Annotated in this window: 1 pseudogene; it reads right to left on the bottom strand. The window is 72.7% G+C overall.

The annotated features are described in order from the left end of the window. Positions 1–271, bottom strand: a pseudogene (locus AC0IXA_RS27505) (nitrite reductase (NAD(P)H)); the annotation flags it as partial.

Here is a 271-nt window from a genome sequence, read left to right as displayed (position 1 = left end):
AAGGGGTAGGAGCCGGTGGCCAGGACGAGGGAGTCGTACGCGAAGACCTGCCCGGAGCGGGCCGTCACCGTACGAGCCGCGCGGTCGACGGACTCGGCCGGGTCGCCGACGTACAGCTCGATGCCGTGCCGGGCCATGAAGCCGTCCTCGACCATCGACAGCTCGTCGGGCGTGCGGCCGCTGAAGTACGAGGTCAGCTGCACGCGGTCGTAGGCGGGGCGAGGCTCCTCGCAGAGCACGACGACGCGGGCGCGGGCGGTGACGCCGCGGT

This window comes from Pseudomonas sp. AC083, assembly GCF_979253165.1.
This window is presented reverse-complemented; position numbering and strand designations above follow the sequence as displayed.